Genomic DNA, 16646 nt, shown 5'->3' with positions numbered 1-16646 from the left:
TCCGACTCCACCCTGATGAGGCGAAGCCTGCGGGAGATGTTGCATTACCGTTTCAGCGTAAGCCTCTGCCCTCAGGCATCAGCTACGATAATCGGCATTGATCGAGACGTAATCGTGGGACAGATCCGATGTCCAGATACGCGCCTTCTGTTGGCCACGCCCCAGGCGGATACCGATCACCAGCTCTTCCTCGGCCATGGCAGCACTGCCGGCAGCCTCGGTATAGCTGGCGGCTCGTCCGCCCTGCTCGACGATGCTCACGCCGTTGAGCGTGATCGCAACGCCGTCAACCTCAAGATTCTCCAACGGCGCCCGTCCGACGGCCGCCAGAATTCGTCCCCAGTTGGCATCACTGGCGTAGAGAGCCGTCTTGACCAGTGGCGAGTGAGCCACGGTGAAGCCGACCGCACGCGCCTCTTCCACGGAGCGCGCTTCCTCCACCTCGAGGGTGACGAACTTGGTCGCTCCTTCACCATCACGGATGATGGCCTGCGCCAGCTCCAGCATGACGTCGGCCAGCGCAGCCTCGAAGGCGACCAGATCCTCACCCTCGACCCGAGCCGCCCTGGCCGTGACAGCCAGCATGCATGCATCATTGGTCGAGGTATCGGAATCCACCGTGATGCTGTTGAAGCTTCTGACCACGACCCGGCGCAGCATCTCATCCAGCGCAGACTGATCGATGGCGAGATCCGCGTCAGTGGCCACGAAGCCCAGCATGGTCGCCATGTTGGGGCAGATCATGCCAGAGCCCTTGGAAACCCCGGCAATGGTGACACACTCGCCATTGGCCAGCGTCACGCTACGCCAGCTGCCCTTGGGCCGGGTATCGGTGGTCATGATGCCGTGTGCCGCGTCGGACCAATCTCCCTTGCCCAATGCCGCAAAGGCCGTCGGCAGTGCGCCGGTCAGACGATCCATCGGCAAGGGCTCACCGATCACGCCGGTGGAGAACGGCAGAACGGCCTGTGCATCACAACCCGCGACATCGGCCAGGAACTCACAGGTAGCAAGCGCGTCTGTCATGCCCTGCTCACCTGTCCCCGCGTTGGCGTTGCCGGTGTTGATCACCAGATAGCGCGGCCCATCGATCTCGGCCTTGAGATGTCGACGCGCGACATGCACCGGTGCCGCACAGAAGGCATTGCGCGTGAAGGTTCCCGCGAGACGCGATCCTGCATCGAGCGCCATGATCACCAGATCACGTCGCCCCGGCTTCTTGATACCGGCTTCAGCAACCCCGATCTGCAGGCCGGAAATTTCCGGCATGTCTGCGGGGAAAGTGGAAGGCCCTACCGCCATCGTTCACGTCTCCAGTCGCGTTGTCCTGTCACTACACGGCATCGCGGGACAGACGGTGCTGCTCCGCGATGCATTCGATACTCAGTACTGAAAAGCTATGCTCAACGCTGAAAATCTCAGCTCAGCTTGCCATGGCACTGCTTGTACTTCTTGCCGGAACCGCAGGGGCACGGATCATTGCGGCCAACCTTGGGGACATCACGGCGCATCGGCTCATTGTCGCCCTGCGCCTGCGGTGCCGCACCGTACTGTGCCTCGACGATCTCCTCGGCAGCCTGAACGCTCTCATCGCTGACGGTGTCATCTTCCACGCGACGCGTCTCGGCACTGGCCTGCTCGCGCTCGAGATTGGCACGCCGCTCCTCTTCCAGCGTGTCGATCTCTTCCTGACGACGTACCTGGACGTGACTCAGAATGCGCACCACGTCAGCCTTGATGTTGACCAGCAATGACTGGAACTGTTCGAACGCCTCGCGCTTGTATTCCTGCTTGGGATTCTTCTGAGCGTAGCCACGCAGGTGGATACCGCGCCGCAGGTTGTCCATCGCCTGCAGATGCTCTTTCCAACGCGTATCGAGCACCTGCAGCATGACCTGCTTCTCGAAGCGGCGCATCAGCTCGGGACCGACAGCCTCTACCTTGCCGGCATAGAGTTCCTCGTGTGCCGTCTGCAGTCGTTCGCGCAGAGTCTCTTCATGGAAGTGCTCATCCTCTTCCGCCCATTGCACGAGCGGCAGGTCGAGGTTGAAGTCCGTCTTGAGGTCATTCTCGAGCCCCGGAAGATCCCACTGCTCCGGCAGGCTCTGCGGCGGCACGCGCATGGAGATGGCATCGTCCAGCATTTCACGGCGGATGCCGGCGATGTTCTCGGCGATCTCGTCGGCTTCCAGAATGTCGTTGCGCTGCTCGTAGATCACGCTGCGCTGATCGTTGGCGACATCATCGTACTCAAGCAGCTGCTTGCGCACGTCGAAGTTTCGACCCTCAACCTTCTTCTGCGCGCGCTCGACGGCATTGGAGACCATCTTGTGCTCGATCGCTTCGCCCTTCTCGAGCCCCAGCGCGCCCATGAGGCGCTGAACGCGATCGGAGCCGAACAGGCGCATCAGGCTGTCTTCCAGCGACAGGAAGAAGCGCGTGGAGCCCGGGTCACCCTGGCGACCGGCACGACCGCGCAGCTGGTTGTCGATACGACGGGATTCGTGACGCTCGGAGCCGATCACGTGCAGACCGCCCGCCGCCAGCACGGCTTCGTGACGCTCCTGCCAGCCATGCTTGATCTCGTTGATCTGCTCTTCGGTCGGCGCTTCCAGCTCGGCAAGCTCGGCTTCCCAGTTGCCGCCCAGCATGATGTCGGTACCACGACCGGCCATGTTGGTCGCGATGGTCACCGCGCCCGGACGACCCGCCTGGGCGATGATGGCAGCCTCACTGACGTGTTGCTTGGCATTCAGGACGTGATGCTTCACGCCAGCCTTGTGCATCATCTGGGACAGCAGTTCGGAGGTCTCGACTGACGCCGTACCGACCAGCACCGGACGGCCTTCGGCGACCTTCTCGCGGGCATCCTCGATGATGGCGTTGAACTTCTCTTCCGCGGTCAGATAGACCAGATCATTCATGTCCTTGCGCGCGATGGGCTTGTTGGTGGGGATCACCATCACGTCGAGGTTGTAGATCTGACGGAATTCGAAGGCCTCGGTATCGGCGGTACCGGTCATGCCGGCCAGCTTCTCGTAGAGACGGAAGTAGTTCTGGAAGGTGGTCGAGGCCAGCGTCTGGCTTTCCTTCTGGATCGCCACTCCTTCCTTGGCCTCGACGGCCTGATGCAGACCCTCGGACCAACGACGACCTACCATGGTGCGGCCGGTATGCTCGTCGACGATCACCACCTCGCCGTTGTGGACGATGTAGTCGACGTCCCGCACGAACAGATTCTGGGCACGCAGCGCGGAGTGCACATGATGCAGCAGACTCAGGTTCTGGGCGGCGTAAAGAGAGTCTTCCTCGCCGAGCAATTCCTGGGCACGCAGCAGTGACTCGACCTTCTGATGGCCCTGCTCGGTCAGCTCGACCTGCTTCTGCTTCTCATCGAGAGTGAAATCGCCACTCTCCGGGTCTTCTTCGTCGGTGCATTGCACGAGCTCACGCGCCATGCGATCGATGATCTTGTAGAGGTCGGTATTCTCCTCCACCGGACCGGAAATGATCAGCGGCGTGCGCGCCTCATCGATCAGGATGGAGTCGACCTCATCGATGATGGCGTAGTGCAGCTTGCGCTGGACCTTGTCTTCCAGCGCGAATGCCATGTTGTCGCGCAGGTAATCGAAACCGTATTCATTGTTGGTGCCGTAGGTGATGTCGGCCTGGTAGGCGGCACGCTTGTCCTCGTTGTTCTGGCCGGAGAAGATGACGCCCACGCTCAGCCCGAGGAATTCATACAGCGGACGCATCCAGTTGGCATCACGCGTGGCCAGGTAATCATTGACCGTCACCACGTGAACGCCTTCACCAGCCAGGGCATTCAGGTAAACGGCGAGTGTCCCCACCAGCGTCTTGCCTTCGCCTGTCTTCATCTCGGCGATGCGCCCTTCATGCAGCGCGATGCCGCCTACCATCTGGGTATCGAAGTGACGCATGCCCATGATGCGCTTGCTGGCCTCACGCACGGTGGCGAAGGCCTCCGGCAACAGCTTGTCGAGGTTCTCGCCTTGCGCAAGGCGCTCACGGAATTCAGCCGTCTTGCCCGTCAGCGCCTCATCCGACAGTGATTCGAGACTTTCCTCGAGGGCATTGACGGCATTGACCCGCTTGCGCAGTCGCTTCACCTCACGGTCGTTCTTGGAGCCCACTACCTTGGTCAGAAATTTACCCAGCATCATCTATCCCTGTCCGTGCCCGGTGGGCACGCCTTCTAGAATCTTGAGATATACGCGTGCGCTTCACGCGCCAGAAGCATCCCGCAGATGGCAACTGGCAAACGGCACACGCGAAAAGGAAACGACATCACCATCACCGGCGCCGAGGGCCAGGTGACGGACAGATTCTCTCAGGACACCAGAGGTGGTGCGCGCGGGGACATGGCATTCGCCAATCCGCGCAGCAGTACGCGAGCACAGGAGACAAAGCGTCGTTGACGCGAAAGATTGGGACTTCTCTGAGCACCGGGACGGATGAGTCGGCGCAGTGAACGCAGGCTCTGACGGCGGCTCTCGGCGCGAATCACGCCCGGCGCCAGCAATTGGATGCTGGCCAGGGTCAGATTGACGCGCTCGACCTGCGCGGCGCTCAAGCCAGCGGGGAACAGACAGCTGATCAGCAGGCCGGCCAGCAGCCAGCGCGGTGCCGTGCGCACCGACCAGCGACGCGCGCTGCCGCTACCGGAAGCCGGCAACGGTCTCGAGCGTGCTATGGCGACGTCATGGCTCATGCTGTTGCCGGACTCCTGCTCATGATAGATTGCCGGAAACCACTGAACCGGCATGCAAGCCCATGAGTATAAAGGCTAAGCGTTTCCGCGCCCAGCCCGCGGCGCGCCTCTTGAACGGCAAGGGCCAGCTTGGCAACGTCATGCGCCAGGCGCGAATGCTGGAGCAGGCCCAGTGGCATCTGCGTGAGGCCCTGCCCACGGACATGCAGGAGCAGGTCTTCGTCGGGGGCTATCACGAAGGAACCCTGACACTGATCACCAATCGTGCCTCCTGGCTGACCTGGCTACGTTATGAGCAGCGCAGGCTGATCAGCGTCCTGCGCGAGATCCCCGAGCTTGCCGCACTCACGCGCCTCAACTTCAAGGTCCGCCCCGTTCGTCCTGTCTTCGTACCGGCTCAACAGCCCAGGCATCTCCCTGCTGCGGCAGCGGAGCATCTGTTGGACTGTGCCTCCCACACCCGGGATGAACACCTGCGCCGCTCGCTTGAGCGTCTGGCAGCACATGCTGACGATCTGCAGGACACCCCGTCTGGCGACGATTGATGGTGGTGCGACATCCCTCTCTCTTGCGGGCGACCGTCGCGCCGGCGCTATTTCCTGAAGACAAACAAGCGCGCCGCCCATGAGGGCGGCGCGCTTGTGATCGTTTCCATGCTTCGGCTGGCAAGGACCGAAGTCTGACATCAGGCTGGACGGGCTAGGTCACAGTCAACTTTCTTCAGGTCGTGCTTGTCACCATCTCGTGATCAGACGGCAAGTGCCGGGGAGGCGTAGGAAATCGGCATCGCTTCGGCATTGTCGAAGGTCACGATCTCGTAGCTGTCTGCATTCTCGAGCAGGGCACGGCACAGCAGGTTGTTCAGGCCGTGGCCTGACTTGTAGCCACGGAATTCCCCGATCAGGCTGTGGCCCAGCTGATACAGGTCGCCGATGGCATCCAGCACCTTGTGCTTGACGAACTCATCGTCATAACGCAGACCTTCGTCGTTGAGGATGCGGTAATCATCCACCACGATGGCGTTGTCGAGGCTGCCGCCCAGCGCGAGGTTCTGGGAGCGCAGGAATTCAAGATCACGCATGAAACCGAAAGTACGAGCGCGAGACACTTCCTTGACGAAGGAGGTCGTGGAAAAGTCGACCGTGGTGGTCTGCTTCTGCTGCTCGAACACCGGGTGATCGAAGTCGATGGTGAAGGACACCTTGAAGCCGTTGTGCGGCAGGAAGGTCGCGACCTTGTCGCCATCACGCACTTCGATCTCGCGCTTGATGCGGATGAACTTCTTGAGCGCGGACTGCTCCTGGATACCAGCGGACTGGATAAGGAAGACGAACGGACCGGCGCTGCCGTCCATGATCGGCACTTCCTGCGCGGAGAGCTCGACGAAGCAGTTGTCGATCCCGAGACCGGCGAAGGCGGACATCAGGTGCTCGACAGTCATCACCTTGTCCTGACCGTTGGAAACGGCAGTACACATGGTGGTGTCACGCACCCCCGTGGCATCGGCACGGATGTGTGCATGCGGCTCGAGGTCGGTACGCACGAAGACGATTCCCGTGTTGACCGGAGCCGGGCGCAGGGTCAGATAGACCTTGTCACCGGAGTGCAGACCAACGCCTGTTGCGCGGATCGTATTCTGAAGCGTTTTTTGTCGAATCATAGGAGATAGCCAGTCAGCCTGAATTTGGAAACAGTGTTCATGATAACAGCAAAGCAGGTATTCAACAAATTGTCACCTACCGCTGATAGGGAAATTCAACATTGCCACGGGGGCACCATTCAACCCTTCAAGACGCTGACTGGAGCCATGTTGACTATGAACGCGCAAACCCAAAACAGTTCTCACTCTCAGCGACATCAATCGATAATCAATGTGCAAGAACTGCCAGGTTCCTCACTCTCTTACGCAGGCAACCGCCGTGGCGGATGCATGCCTTTCCTCTTCAGCCTGCCTGTCATGCCATCCATCTGAATCGCCTGCAATGCCTTTTCGCGCCTCCCAGAACGACTTCACCCACCCGGGTCGCCCCGGGTGGGTGAAGAAAGGCAAAGCGCCTCTATCTGACCGCGCTGTCACCAGAAGATGTCATGGACACCCTGTCGACGTGCGCTTACCTTTCAATCCGCCTGACGGCGCAGGAAGGCAGGAATGTCGAGATAGTCATCCATGTCACGATTCTTGCGCGGTTCTGGCTTCTTGGCTGCGGCCTGCTGCTGCTCTTCCTTGGCCTGACGGGTGACCGTCGGCGTCTGGAGGCTGCGATAATCAGCCGGCTTCTCCACCGTGCGCTTGGCCGGTGCGGTTTCACGCGCAGCCGGCTTCTCGACACGGCCATCGAGACCCGCCGCCACGACGGTGACACGCAGCTCGTCGCTCATGTCCATGTCGATGGAGGTACCCACCACGATGGTCGCGTCCGGAGAAGCGAACTCCTGCACGGTGGCACCGACATCGTTGAACTCACCGATGGAGAGGTCCGGGCCTGCCGTGATGTTGACCAGGATGCCGCGCGCGCCGTGAAGATCGATATCCTCAAGCAGCGGGCTGCGAATGGCCTTCTCGGCCGCCTCGCGAGCGCGGTTCTCACCGACGGCATCACCGGTTCCCATCATGGCCATGCCCATCTCGGACATGACGGTGCGCACGTCGGCAAAGTCGACGTTGATGATGCCCGGGCTGGTGATCAGCTCAGCGATGCCCTGGACAGCGCCCAGCAGTACATCGTTGGCCGCACTGAAGGCACTCAGCAGGCTGGCGCTCTTGCCGAGGACCGAGAGCAGCTTCTCGTTGGGGATGGTGATCAGGGAATCGACATGCTCGGACAGCTCCTTCATGCCCTGCTCGGCCGCCTTCTGACGACGCGGCCCCTCGAACGGGAAGGGACGCGTCACGACCGCGACCGTCAGGATGCCCAGTTCCTTGGCTACCTGTGCCACGACAGGAGCGCCCCCGGTACCGGTACCACCCCCCATGCCTGCGGTGATGAAGACCATGTCGGCGCCTTGCAGCAGCTCGACGATACGCTCGCGATCTTCCATCGCCGCCTGACGACCCACTTCCGGGTTGGCGCCAGCGCCGAGACCCTTGGTGATCTCGCTGCCGAGCTGAAGGACTGTCTTGGCGGCCACGCGCTTGAGCGCTTGAGCATCGGTATTGGCGCAGATGAATTCGACGCCTTCGATATTGCTCTCGACCATGTGATTGACGGCGTTACCACCGCCGCCACCAACACCGATCACCTTGATGACCGCGCTGCTGGAGGGTGCGTTATCTACCAGTTCGAACATATGCCCTGTCTCCTGGATCACAGTCTTTCTGTAATCCCTGTCAGAAATTTCCCTTGAACCAGCCCTTGATCCGCTCCAGCGTGGAGGTGTCGTGCTCATGGCCGTGAACGCGTCGTGCGGCAGATTCCTCCCTGCGCACCGCGACCGCAGTCGAGGATGGCGTATGCCGCTCCTGTTTCATCCCGTAATGTAGCAAACCCACACCCGTGGAATAAATCGGATTACGGACCACATCTGCCAGTCCACGCACATTCTGCGGGCAGGCAATGCGAACCGGCATGTGGAAGATCTCCTCCGCCAGTTCCACCACACCTTCCATGCGTGATGTACCGCCCGTCAGTACCACACCCGCTGCCACGAGATCTTCATAACCACTGCGACGCAGCTCATCGCGGACCAGGGTGAAGAGTTCCTCATACCTGGGCTCGACCACTTCCGCCAACGCCTGGCGGGACAGATCACGGGCCGGTCGATCACCGACACTGGGCACCTTGATCGTCTCGTCGCTGGACGCCAGCTGTGTCAGAGCACAGGCATACTTGACCTTTATTTCTTCAGCGTACTGGGTCGGCGTACGGAGTGCCATCGCGATATCATTCGTTACCTGATCTCCCGCGATGGGAATCACGGCCGTATGACGAATGGCACCTTCGGTGAACACCGCGATGTCGGTCGTCCCGCCACCGATATCCACCATGCAGACTCCCAGCTCGCGCTCATCCTCGGTCAATACCGCATGACTCGAGGCGAGCTGTTCGAGAATGATATCGTCGACTTCAAGACCACAACGACGAACGCATTTCTCGATATTCTGTACGGCATTCAACGCCGCCGTGACCAGATGCACCCGCGCTTCAAGGCGCACACCGGACATCCCGAGCGGTTCACGAATACCTTCCTGACGATCAATGGCATATTCCTGCGGCAGCACATGAAGAATCCGCTGCCCCTCGGAGATTGCCCGTGCACGCGCCGAATCGATGACTCGTTCGATATCGGACGGTGTCACTTCACGATCCTTGATCGCGACCACACCATCGGAGTTCATCGAGCTGATATGACTGCCGGCAATCCCCACGTATACCGAGTGGATATCGCAGCCCGCCATCAATTCAGCTTCCTCCACCGCGCGCTGGATCGATTGCACGGTCGACTCGATATTGATGACGACACCCTTCTTCATGCCGCGTGAAGGATGTGAGCCGATACCCGCAATTTCGATGCCACCATCGTCGGTCGGTTGCCCCACGATCGCGACCACCTTGGAGGTTCCGATGTCCAGCCCGACCACCATATCCTGTGATTTGGAATGTCCTGCCATAGGTCGGGCCAGCTCCTTGATTCTGGTTCGTCATGAAAAAAATAGCGCGATCGGCGGCGGCGAGAATGCCAGAAACCACCCAGTCAGGTTAACGCTCCGTTTAACCCGAAGATGAATTTGCCTTCATAGTATAGAAGTCACCACTAACGGCACACCAGCCTGAAAATACCAGGAGGCGCAAATCCCCGCTAGAATAGGCGGGATTGTCCCGAAATGAAACTGGAGATAACTCCATTTCACTAATATCAGCGCCTCAAGACCTTCGTTCTGAAGTGTCGCCGATTCTCCCTCAACCGTTGCTTTCTTCCAGTGCTGTCGTCTCGCCATGCCACGCCACGGCTACGCCGTTGGGATAGCGGAGGTCAATGTAGCGAATCTGCGACGCCTGACCACCCAATTGACGCTGCCAGGCTGCCATGAAGCGAGCCAGACGGGCCTCCCTGTCATTGCGACCCAGCATGACCCAGACGCTGTCATTGACCTGAAAACGCCAGGCGCCACGTGGCTCGAGACGCAACTGGGAGACATTGAGCCCCAGACCGCCCAACTGGCTTTGCAGCGCGTCCAGCTCGGCCAGCACCTCGGAACCGCTACCCTTGGGGCCTGCCAGATTCGGCAGATTTCCCAGCTGGGTGACAGGGGCTGCCTTGAAGGCCTCGCCTCTCACGTTGATCAACTCACCGTCATTCCAGTAGGCCACCGGCTGCTGCTCGAACAGCTCGAATTCGAGTGTATCCGGCCAGCGACGCGAAATGCTCACCTCACTCAGCCAGTCGATCGCCAGAGCGCGACGCCGAACTTCCCCCAGCGGGACAGAGAGCCAGCTTTGTCCGCGAATCAACGGCGCGATATGGCGCTGGAGATAGGCGGCGCTCACGTGTTCGAAGTCACCCTTGATGGTGACTCGCTCGATGGGGCGGTCCAGCCAGGTCCACAATGCCTGGCCACCCGCCACCATCAGTGCCGCTCCCAGCACCAGGCCGAACAGTGCACCTGCAGAGCTACGCGCCGCCATGGGTCAGTGTTCGCTCTGTGGGCAGGCGGACGCGGCGACGTCATGACGCTCGGTCAGCGTCGTGTCGAGAATCCGCAGTACCAGCACCGTGAAATCCAGCCCCACATGCGCGGCTGCCTGTGGCACGAGGCTGTGATCGGTCATGCCCGGCGAGGTGTTGACTTCCAGCAGCCAGAAGGCGCCGTCCGCATCTTCCATCACATCGACACGACCCCAGCCCTCGCAGCCCAGCACGTTGAATGCCTTGAGCGAGAGAGTCGCCAGTTCGGCTTCGCGCGCAGCCTCCAGACCGCAGGGCAGCAGGTAGCGAGTGGTATCGGTCAGGTACTTGGCATCGTAATCGTAGAAACCGCTGTCCGCTTCGATGCGAATGGCCGGCAACACCTCGCCGTCCAGCACCGAGACCGTATATTCCGGCCCCTTGATGAACTGCTCGGCCATGACGACACCATCGAAACGACAGGCATCCTGCCAGGCGGCCTTGAGAGCGCCAGCCTCCTCGACGATATGGATGCCCAGCGTCGAGCCTTCGTGCACCGGCTTGACCACTACCGGCGTACCGAGCGTCTCGAGCACATTCTGCCAGTCAGTGTCCGCCGCCAGGCGACAGGAGCGTGGCGTCGGCAAGCCTTCGACATCCCAGAGCTTCTTGGTGCGCAGCTTGTCCATCCCCAGCGCGGAGGCCAGCACGCCACTCCCCGTATAGGGAATGCCTAGAAGCTCAAGCGCCCCCTGCAGAGTGCCATCCTCGCCACCACGTCCATGCATGGCGATGAAGACGCGGTCTGCGCGCAGCGCCTCCAGACCGGCCAGGCCATGGGCCATGTCGTACCCCTGCACATCGAGGCCGGCCCCTTCCAGGGCCGCGAGCACCGCCGCACCACTCTTCAGCGATACCTCACGCTCGGCACTCACTCCACCGAACAGCACCACGACGCGACCATAGCGTGTCGCCATTTCCGGCTTCACCGCGGTCATAGCGCCACCTCGGAAAGCTTGAGATCCGCACCGGCCAGTGACAGGGCGATGCCACCGACATCACCCGCCCCCTGGGTGATCAGAATATCGCCCGGGCGCAGCACATTGTTGAGCAGACTCGGCAACGCACGCTTGTGCTCGACGAACAACGGATCCACCTGCCCACGCTGACGGATCGAGCCGGCCAGAGAGCGGCCGTCAGCCCCCGGAATCATCGCCTCTCCTGCGCTGTAGACATCCAGCAGCAGCAGGGTATCGACCTGGGACAGCACTCGTACGAAATCCTCGTAGAGATCATGGGTGCGCGAGTAACGGTGAGGCTGGTAGGCCATCACCAACCGACGCTCCGGCCAGCCGGCACGCACGGCACGGATCACCATTTCCACTTCTCGCGGGTGATGGCCATAGTCATCGACCAGCATCACGCTCTGCTCGCCATTGGGTGCCGCGAATTCACCATGCACCTGGAAGCGACGACCCACACCGGCGAAGCTGGCCAGCGCACGCGCTATCGCGTCATCGCTCACGCCGACATCGGTGGCGATCGCGATGGCCGCCAGAGCGTTGAGCGCGTTGTGCTCACCCGGCATGGCCAGCGTGATCTCCAGTGGCGCATGCCCCTCCGGACGCAGCGCAGTGAAGCTCAGCTGACCGCCGCCCTGGCGGAAGTCGCTGATGCGATAATCGGCATCCTCGCTGAAGCCATAGGTCACGAACTGGCGCTGCACGCGCGGCAGCAGCTCGCGGACATTGGCGTCATCGAGACACAGCACCGCCAGGCCGTAGAACGGCAGGTTGTGCAGGAACTCGATGAAGGTGTCCTTGAGGCGATTGAAGTCACCCTCATAGGTCGCCATGTGGTCGGCATCGATGTTGGTGACCACCGAGATCAGCGGCTGCAGGTGCAGGAAGGAGGCGTCGGACTCATCCGCCTCGGCCACGAGGTATTCCCCTTCCCCCAGGCGTGCATTCGTGCCGGCGCTGGTCAACTTGCCACCGATGACGAAGGTCGGGTCCATGCCGCCCTCCGCGAGCAGCGTGGCCGTCAGGCTGGTCGTGGTGGTCTTGCCATGCGTGCCGGCAATCGCGATCCCCTGACGGAATCGCATCAGCTCCGCCAGCATCTCGGCACGACGTACCACCGGCACCCGATGGTCACGCGCCCAGGCCACTTCCGGGTTGCTGGTATCCACTGCCGTCGAGACCACCACCACATCGCTGCCTTCCGCGTTGACAGCCGCATGACCGATCGCCACGCGCACACCACAATCCCGCAGGTGCGCCGTCACGGTGGACTCCTTGAGGTCACTGCCGCTGACCTCATACCCCATGTTGCTCAGTACTTCAGCGATACCACACATACCCACGCCGCCGATGCCGACGAAGTGGATGCGACGGATGCGGCGCATGCCGACACCACGATCAGAATTCCTAGCGTTCAAGGCGAGTCTCCATGCAGCCTGCCAGCATGGTCGCTACCGCGTCGAGTTCCGCACTTTCGCGGGCGCGAGCGGCCATGCCAGTGAGTATCTTGGGATCCAGCAATTCCCCCAGCGTCTCGGCGAGACGCTGGGCATTCAGCGTATTCTGGGGAATCAGACGCGCCGCGTCGGCCGTGACCATCACCGCCGCATTGACGGTTTGGTGATCATCCACGGCATGCGGGAACGGCACGAAGATGGCGGGTCGTCCGGCGGCGGCAAGCTCAGCGACCGTCAAGGCACCCGAGCGACACACCACCAGATCCGCCCAAGCATAGGCCTCGGCCATATCGGTGATGAACTCGCTGACCTCGGCCGTGACACTGGCGGCCTGATAGGCGGCAACGGTCGCCTCCTCTTTGTCACGCCCGGCCTGATGGCGCACCAGGGGGCGCGAGGACTCCGGCAACAGTGCCAGCGCCGGCGCCAGCTGCTCGTTGAGTGCCTGGGCACCCAGTGAGCCCCCCATCACCAGCAGGTGAAGCGGTCGCGCGCGCATGGCCTGCTCCCGGGAAGCGCTCTCGGTGTCTGCCGTCTGACCGACGGCGGCGATCTCGTCGCGCACCGGATTGCCCACCACCTGCGCAGCGATGGCGGCAGGGAAGGCGCCGGGAAAGGCGGCGTAGACCCGCGTTGCCATCCGGGCCAACACCTTGTTGGTCAGTCCGGCGATGGCATTCTGCTCATGGATCACCAGCGGAATGCCCTCCAGGCGTGCCGCCAGTCCGCCAGGACCGCTGGCAAAGCCTCCCAGCCCGACGACCAGCACCGGCTTGAGTTCACGGATGATGCGTCGCGCCTGCAGAACGGCGCGGGTCAGGCGAAACGGGATCGCCGCATAGCCGGCAAGCCCCTTGCCACGCAGCCCAGCCACTTCCACTCGATGCAGCGGATACCCCGCCTCCGGAACCAGTCGGTTCTCGATGCCACGCGGACTGCCCAGCCAGTGGATTTCATGACCCTGGCTGGCGAGAGCACGCGCCAGCGACAACGCCGGTATCACATGCCCCCCCGTCCCTCCTGCCATCATCAGCACGATGCCGGCAGAGGGCGTGTCAGCAGGGGCGTCAGAGGTCTCGGGGCGCGAGGCATCAGCCGCAGGCACTGCAGAAGAAGATGACGTCATGCCTTGGCTCCTTGCGTGGTCTCGGGCGACTTGCCGGTCTTGCGCCGCGCGGGACTCTTGCCGCGCGTCAGCAGACGAACTTCCGTATCGATTCGCATCAGAATGGCGATCTGTATGCAGCTGACGATCAAGCTGGAGCCCCCATAGCTCATCAGCGGCAGCGTCAGCCCCTTCGTCGGCAGCAATCCACTGGCGACCCCGATGTTGATGAAGGCCTGGGCCCCCAGCACGAGGGCGATACCGTAGCCGAGGTAGGCGCTGAACGGCAAGCCGGCAAGCTCGGCACGTCGGGCGATCTTGAAGGCCCGATAGATCAGGAGCGCGAACAGCCCGACGACCGCCGTGGCACCGATCAATCCCAGTTCCTCGGCCAATACCGCGAACACGAAATCGGTATGCGCTTCGGGCAGATAGAAGAGTTTCTGCACGCTGTTGCCCAGTCCCATGCCGCTCAGGTGTCCTCGCCCGAAGGCGATCAGGGCCTGGGTCAGCTGATAGCCGCTGTCGTACATGTTCGCCCACGGGTCGGTATAGGTGGTCAGGCGCTCCCAGCGATAGGGTTCGGCGATCGCCAGCGACCAACCGCCGCCGATGGCCGCTGCCAGCAGGACGATGAAGCCCCACCAGGCGACCCCCGCCAGCAGCAGCATGCCCATCACCGCACCGCCCATCACCACGATGGACCCGAAGTCAGGCTCCAGTGCCAGCAAGAGAATCATCAGCATCAAGGGCATGCAGGGCAGCACGAGACCATTGACGACACTGGCGCGCACCTTGTCGAGACGCCGATCCAGATACCCCGCCAGCCACATCATCAGGCACAACTTGGCGACCTCGGAGGCCTGCACCCCGCCGATCACCGGCAAGGGAATCCAGCGCTTGGCGCCGTTGATCTCACGCCCGACCACCAGCACGACCACCAGCAACACGAACCCCAGCATCAGCATCGCGAAACTGCGTTGCTGCCAGGCCGACATCGGTATGCGCAGCGTGCAATAGGCCGCCACCAGCCCGATCAGAATGAAGATGCCGTGACGCATGCTGTAGTAGAAGGCGTTGCCGTCAAAGCGCTCGCTGGAGATCTCGCTGGAAGCCGAGGTGACCATCACCCAGCCGATACACAGAATCGCCAATGCCGCGAAGACCAGCCAGCCATCCACTGGCTGCTGCTCGGTACTCATCGCCTGACGCACTCGACTGGCCTTGTCACCCATCCGCTTCGCCCTCGTTGCCCGCGTCCATCACATGCTCCGACACCCAGTCTCGAAACGCATCGCCGCGCACCATGTAATTGGGGAACTGATCGAGACTGGCGCAGGCAGGTGACAGCAGCACGCAATCTCCCGGCCGAGCGACTCGCTGAGCATGCGCCATGCCTTCCGCCAGCGTCGCGACCCGGCTGACGCGAAGGCTATCCTCCAGCGCCAGCGACAGGCGTTCTGCATCCTGTCCGAAAAGCACCGCCTCACGCGCGAAGCGCGCCAGCGGCGCGGCCAACGGCGTGAAGTCCGCGCCCTTGCCCTGGCCACCGGCCAGCAGAATCAGCTTGCCATCGAGTGTCGGACCGAGACCGGCGATCGCCGCCAGCGTCGCGCCGACGTTGGTGCCCTTGGAATCGTTGATCCAGCGCACGCCTGCCACGTCAGCGATCAGCTCGCCGCGATGCGGCAGCCCCGCGAAGTGCTCGAGCTCGGCCACCATGGCCTCCTGCGCGAGACCGATCGCCGTGCCCATCGCCAGCGCCGCCAGCGCGTTGGCCTGATTGTGACGCCCGGCCAGACGCACCTGCGCGGCAGGCATCACGCCATGCAGGCCTTCGGATGCCACGTGACACAGCATGAGCGTGCCGTCCTGCTCCGCCAGACGCCATTCAGCCCCTTCACTCAACTCCTCGCCGTCATCACCAGAGTCGCCCTCATTCAGGCGTACGCTGAAGCTTGCGCGCGCCACTGCATCCTCCTCGGCCGGCCAGCTCCAGGCATCGTCGGCATTGATGACCGCCAGGCCCGCCCCGCGGAAGATGGCACGCTTGGCGGCCTGATAGCCGCGCATGCCGTCATGGCGATCGAGATGGTCTTCGGAGAGGTTCAGGAAGCAGGCGACATCTGCCTTGAGTTCGGGCGTGGTCTCGAGCTGAAAGGATGACAGTTCCAACACATACAGTTCGGCATCGGGCTGCTCACGCAGCAGCGTCAGCGCGGCGGTGCCCAGATTGCCACCGACCGCCACGTCACGGCCTGCCCGCTCGGCCATCCTCGCCACCAGCGTGGTGACGGTGGACTTGGCGTTCGAACCGGTGATGGCGACCAGCGTCGGCCGCCTGCCCTGCGCATCCCGGGCCTGGCGTTCATCGAGTGCCCGCACGAACAGCGCGATCTCGCCGACCAGGCGCTCGCGTACCGGGTCAAACACGGCCTGACGCGGGTCGATGCCCGGACTGAGCACCACCTCACCAAAGCGTGACAGATCCAGCGCTTCCAGCGGCCCGAGATGAACCTCGGCCTGCGGTGCATGCTCGCGCAGATTCTCGAGCCCCGGCGGTGCACTGCGGGTATCGGCGACGGCAAAATCGATGCCACGATCACTCAGATGGCGAGCGATCGCCTGTCCGGAGACACCAAGACCGACCACCAGGGTCGGTCCTTCGGCAGGCACCGGCGAGGCCGGTGCGTGGGAGGTGACAGAGAGGGTCATCGCGAAAGCGT

General features: G+C 62.3%; 13 protein-coding genes. 1 reads left to right on the top strand and 12 read right to left on the bottom strand.

Going from position 1 to position 16646, the window contains the following annotated elements:
* Positions 1-78 precede the first annotated feature (78 nt).
* The 3 genes from argJ to BOH68_RS03665 all read right to left on the bottom strand — a co-directional run bounded on the left by argJ (position 79) and on the right by BOH68_RS03665 (position 4732).
* The gene (gene argJ / locus BOH68_RS03675; protein ID WP_077371705.1) at positions 79-1302 is read right to left on the bottom strand and encodes a bifunctional glutamate N-acetyltransferase/amino-acid acetyltransferase ArgJ; all 1224 of its coding nucleotides are present in this window, start codon (positions 1300-1302) and stop codon (positions 79-81) included.
* 116 nt (positions 1303-1418) lie between these two features.
* Positions 1419-4181 carry a preprotein translocase subunit SecA gene (gene secA, locus BOH68_RS03670; RefSeq protein WP_077373104.1) on the bottom strand — a complete coding sequence of 921 codons (2763 nt, stop codon included), beginning with the start codon at positions 4179-4181 and terminating at the stop codon, positions 1419-1421.
* A 170-nt stretch (positions 4182-4351) separates the two neighbouring features.
* Positions 4352-4732 (bottom strand): hypothetical protein, encoded by a 381-nt coding sequence (locus BOH68_RS03665; protein ID WP_139345413.1) that lies wholly within the window; start codon positions 4730-4732, stop codon positions 4352-4354.
* 62 nt (positions 4733-4794) lie between these two features.
* Here BOH68_RS03665 and BOH68_RS03660 point away from each other — a divergent pair, with 62 nt between their 5' ends.
* The gene (locus BOH68_RS03660; RefSeq protein ID WP_077371700.1) at positions 4795-5277 is read left to right on the top strand and encodes a DUF721 domain-containing protein; all 483 of its coding nucleotides are present in this window, start codon (positions 4795-4797) and stop codon (positions 5275-5277) included.
* 203 nt (positions 5278-5480) lie between these two features.
* On the opposite strand, the gene lpxC is transcribed toward BOH68_RS03660, so the two are convergent.
* The 9 genes from lpxC to murD all read right to left on the bottom strand — a co-directional run bounded on the left by lpxC (position 5481) and on the right by murD (position 16635).
* On the bottom strand, positions 5481-6392 hold the full coding sequence (gene lpxC, locus BOH68_RS03655; protein WP_065392615.1) for a UDP-3-O-acyl-N-acetylglucosamine deacetylase: 912 nt from the start codon (positions 6390-6392) through the stop codon (positions 5481-5483).
* Positions 6393-6850: 458 nt separating this feature from the next.
* The gene (ftsZ, locus tag BOH68_RS03650; protein WP_077371697.1) at positions 6851-8020 is read right to left on the bottom strand and encodes a cell division protein FtsZ; all 1170 of its coding nucleotides are present in this window, start codon (positions 8018-8020) and stop codon (positions 6851-6853) included.
* A gap of 40 nt (positions 8021-8060) precedes the next feature.
* On the bottom strand, positions 8061-9341 hold the full coding sequence (ftsA, locus tag BOH68_RS03645; protein ID WP_077371694.1) for a cell division protein FtsA: 1281 nt from the start codon (positions 9339-9341) through the stop codon (positions 8061-8063).
* Positions 9342-9630: 289 nt separating this feature from the next.
* Complete coding sequence (locus BOH68_RS03640) at positions 9631-10356, bottom strand: cell division protein FtsQ/DivIB (RefSeq protein ID WP_077371691.1); 726 nt, start codon at positions 10354-10356, stop codon at positions 9631-9633.
* A gap of 3 nt (positions 10357-10359) precedes the next feature.
* A complete protein-coding gene (locus BOH68_RS03635; protein WP_258038146.1) occupies positions 10360-11334 on the bottom strand; it encodes a D-alanine--D-alanine ligase in 975 nt (324 codons plus the stop codon).
* Entirely contained in the window at positions 11331-12743 is a 1413-nt protein-coding gene (gene murC, locus BOH68_RS03630; protein ID WP_077371688.1) for a UDP-N-acetylmuramate--L-alanine ligase, read from the bottom strand. Before murC ends, BOH68_RS03635 begins: the two co-directional genes overlap by 4 nt.
* A 22-nt stretch (positions 12744-12765) precedes the next feature.
* Positions 12766-13842 (bottom strand): undecaprenyldiphospho-muramoylpentapeptide beta-N-acetylglucosaminyltransferase, encoded by a 1077-nt coding sequence (gene murG, locus BOH68_RS03625; protein WP_077373099.1) that lies wholly within the window; start codon positions 13840-13842, stop codon positions 12766-12768.
* Between the two features lie 95 nt (positions 13843-13937).
* On the bottom strand, positions 13938-15155 hold the full coding sequence (ftsW, locus tag BOH68_RS03620) for a putative lipid II flippase FtsW (protein ID WP_077371685.1): 1218 nt from the start codon (positions 15153-15155) through the stop codon (positions 13938-13940).
* Positions 15148-16635: a UDP-N-acetylmuramoyl-L-alanine--D-glutamate ligase gene (gene murD / locus BOH68_RS03615; RefSeq protein WP_077371682.1), complete on the bottom strand. Its 1488-nt coding sequence runs from the start codon at positions 16633-16635 to the stop codon at positions 15148-15150. Before murD ends, ftsW begins: the two co-directional genes overlap by 8 nt.
* Between the last annotated feature and the right edge of the window lie 11 nt (positions 16636-16646).

It is taken from the genome of Cobetia sp. MM1IDA2H-1 (assembly GCF_002916775.2).
In the GTDB taxonomy this organism is placed as follows: Bacteria; Pseudomonadota; Gammaproteobacteria; order Pseudomonadales; family Halomonadaceae; genus Cobetia; species Cobetia marina.
Note: the sequence above shows the minus strand (reverse complement) of the source record. Positions and strands in the feature narration are given on the sequence as shown.